This window comes from Streptomyces graminilatus (assembly GCF_001418565.1).
Taxonomy (GTDB): Bacteria; Actinomycetota; Actinomycetes; order Streptomycetales; family Streptomycetaceae; genus Streptomyces; species Streptomyces graminilatus.
In genome coordinates this window covers 1-3160 of the sequence record NZ_LIQQ01000745.1, presented here as the reverse complement: position 1 = coordinate 3160, position 3160 = coordinate 1, and the positions used below count along the sequence as shown (strand labels likewise).

The window sequence follows — 3160 nt, the reverse complement described above, 5'->3', positions numbered from 1 at the left end:
GCCCCCGAGGACGACACCCCCGAGGACGACGACCCCGACCTCGACGAGTCCGCCCTCTCCGGCCACGAACTGATCGTGCGCGAGCTGGGGGCGACCGTGGTGGAAGAGGTCTCGAACGAGTAGGTGACCTTTCAGGGCCGGAGCGACGGGCCGGTGCGACGGGCCGGTGCGATGGGCTGGGGACCGTCCCGGGAGCGGCGGGCCCCGGTGAGGTCCGTACCGACACCTGAGACCGGACGGGCGCCCCGCACCCCGACCACTAAGCTGACCCCCGTGAAGGTCCTCCTCATCGGTAACGGCGCCCGCGAACACGCCCTGTGCCGCTCCCTGTCCCTCGACCCCGACGTCACCGCGCTGTACTGCGCCCCCGGCAACGCCGGCATCGCCGAGGTCGCCGAGCTGCGCCAGGTCGACCCCCTCGACGGCGGGGCCGTAGCGGCGCTGGCCCTGGAGCTGGGCGCCGACCTGGTCGTCGTAGGACCCGAGGCGCCACTCGTCGCCGGGGTCGCCGACGCCGTGCGGGATGCGGGCATCCCGGTCTTCGGCCCCTCCGGGGAGGCCGCGCAGCTCGAGGGCTCCAAGGCCTTCGCGAAGGAGATCATGGCGGGAGCCGGCGTCCCCACCGCCCGGTCGTACGTCTGCACGACGCCGGAGGAGGTCGACGAAGCCCTCGACGCCTTCGGTGCCCCGTACGTCGTGAAGGACGACGGACTCGCGGCCGGCAAGGGCGTCGTCGTCACCGCCGACCTGGCGGCGGCCGCCGCGCACGCGAACTCCTGCGACCGCGTCGTCATCGAGGAGTTCCTCGACGGCCCCGAGGTCTCCCTCTTCGCGATCACCGACGGTGTGACGGTCCTCCCGCTCCAGCCCGCCCAGGACTTCAAGCGCGCGCTGGACAACGACGAGGGCCCCAACACGGGCGGCATGGGCGCCTACTCGCCGCTGCCCTGGGCCGACCCGAAGCTGGTCGAAGAAGTCCTCCAGACGGTCCTTCAGCCGACGGTCGACGAACTGCGCCGCCGCGGCACCCCCTTCTCCGGCCTCCTCTACGCGGGCCTCGCGATCACCTCACGCGGTGTCCGCGTGATCGAGTTCAACGCCCGCTTCGGCGACCCGGAGACCCAGGTCGTCCTGGCCCGCCTGAAGACCCCGCTGGCGGGCATCCTGCTCGCGGCGGCCAACGGCACCCTCGCCGACCTGGAGCCGCTGCGCTGGAGCGACGACGCGGCGGTCACCGTGGTCATCGCCTCGCACAACTACCCCGGCACCCCGCGCACCGGCGACCCGATCACCGGCCTCGCCGACGTGGCCGCCCAGGACGCCCCGCACGCGTACGTCCTCCACGCGGGCACGAAGCACGACGACGACGCCGTGGTGAGCGCGGGCGGACGGGTGCTCTCCGTGACGGCGACCGGCAAGAACCTGAGCCAGGCCCGCGACCGCGCGTACACCGCCCTCGGCCGCATCCACCTGGACGGCTCCCAGCACCGCACCGACATCGCGGCGAAGGCGGCGGCGGGGGAGTAGCACCCCTTCACACCTCCACAGCTCCACACCGCCACAGCTCCACACTTCGATGAACCTCCCGGGCCCCGAATCCGTCTACGGATGCGGGGCCCGAGAGGTTTTCGCGCCCCCGCCCGCGCACCTCTCGAAGCTCTCCCGACTGCCCCTTCGTCGACGCCGTGTGTCAGCCACCTCTCCCCAAGGCCATTCCATCGGGTGACCGATCCCCCATCCGGCTGACGAGGGCCAGGGCCCCAACTATGGTGCGGCGCAAGCGTTCCGGCACTTGGCCCACCGGCATTGCGATGTCAGTGGCGGGTGCCACAGTGGGGGAGTGAGCAACGTCAGGGTGAGAGCGGAAAAGGTAGGGGGTGGCATCCGGTCGTGACCGGTATGGGTGGTGTGGAGGCGGGCGCGCAGGTCGCGCGTTCCCGGGCCCTCGCCGTGCTGCGCGTCCGCGGCAGGGCCCTGGCCGTCGCTCTGCTGCCCGCGGCCGTCGCCGTCGTGCTGCTGGCCGGTGGCACCACCGGCCACCTCGTGGGCGGCGGCTGGCACCTCGCCCGCTGGATCACGAGCGCCGTCGCACTGGTCGTACTCCTCGCCGCGGCCGTCGTCGCCCTGGTCGTCGCCCGCGCCCGCCCGGCCATGAGCCCCACGGTCCCGATCGCCGAGGAATCGGCCCTGGACCTCTACCACCTGGTGCGCGACCTGGCCGACCGCCTGGGCGTCCCCGCCCCCTCCGCGATAGCGCTCACCCCGGACTGCGACAGCTGGCTGGAGGACCGCACCCACCCCGCCAACGCCCCGCCGACGCCTGCGGCCCGGGACGAGATATCGGGCGTACGAGGCCTGCGCCCCGCCTTCCAGGGACCGCGCCGGCGTGCGGCGGCGACGGCATCGCCCGTCCTCGTGATCGGCTCGCCGTTCCTGTGGTGGATGCGAGTCGGCGAGCTGCGCGCTGTCCTCGCCCCGGTCGTCGCGGGTACGGGACCGTCGGCGCACCCGGACATCGCGGCGGCGCGCCGCTTCGTACGGGGCCTGGACGCGGCGGTCGCCGTGGCCGCCGCCCCGAGACGCGACCCCGTGTCCCGTACGGCGCTCGCGGGCGTCGGCTGGGTGGCGAGGCTGCTGCTGCGCGCCTGCCGGGTGCACGCGGCCGAGATGGAGCGCGGGGTGGCGTCGGTCGCCGCCGAGCGTGCACAGGCTGTGGACTACGGGGTGCGGATCGTCGCGCAGGAGCAGGTGGGCCTGGCGTACGCGGGGTGGGACCGGCTGCTGACCCGGGTCGCGCTTCCCGCCTGGCGGATGGGCCGCTGGCCGGCCCGGCTGGACGCGGGCGTCGTCGCGGCGCTCACCGAACTGTCCCGCCGCGACCGGCTGGCCGAGGGATTCACCTCCCGGCTGGGCGAACGCCCGGCCTGTGACCTGCTCGAAGAGCCCGGCCTGGTCGACGAGGCGGCCTCCCTGCTGGCCGCCCGCCTCTTCCACGGGGGCCCGGCGGAGCCCGGCCCGGACTGGGCACCGGTGGACTGGCAGGAGTACCCGGAAGAGGTGGTCGACCGTAAGTGGCGCACGGACGCGGCCCGCCTCCACCGGGTCCTGGACGCCCTGGAGGCGCGCGGAGCCCACCGCACCCCGGCAACCGCCCCCCAGG

General features: G+C 74.3%; 2 protein-coding genes and 1 pseudogene. All 3 read left to right on the top strand.

Annotation, left to right across the window (positions count from 1 at the left end; genetic code table 11):
• A pseudogene (locus AOK08_RS48230) lies at window positions 1-123 on the top strand (DNA polymerase III subunit gamma/tau); the annotation flags it as partial.
• A gap of 150 nt (window positions 124-273) precedes the next feature.
• A complete protein-coding gene (gene purD, locus AOK08_RS40985; RefSeq protein WP_055535551.1) occupies window positions 274-1527 on the top strand; it encodes a phosphoribosylamine--glycine ligase in 1254 nt (417 codons plus the stop codon).
• A gap of 363 nt (window positions 1528-1890) precedes the next feature.
• Window positions 1891-3160 (top strand): hypothetical protein (locus AOK08_RS40980; RefSeq protein ID WP_055535553.1); only part of this gene is annotated, 1270 nt, incomplete at its 3' end.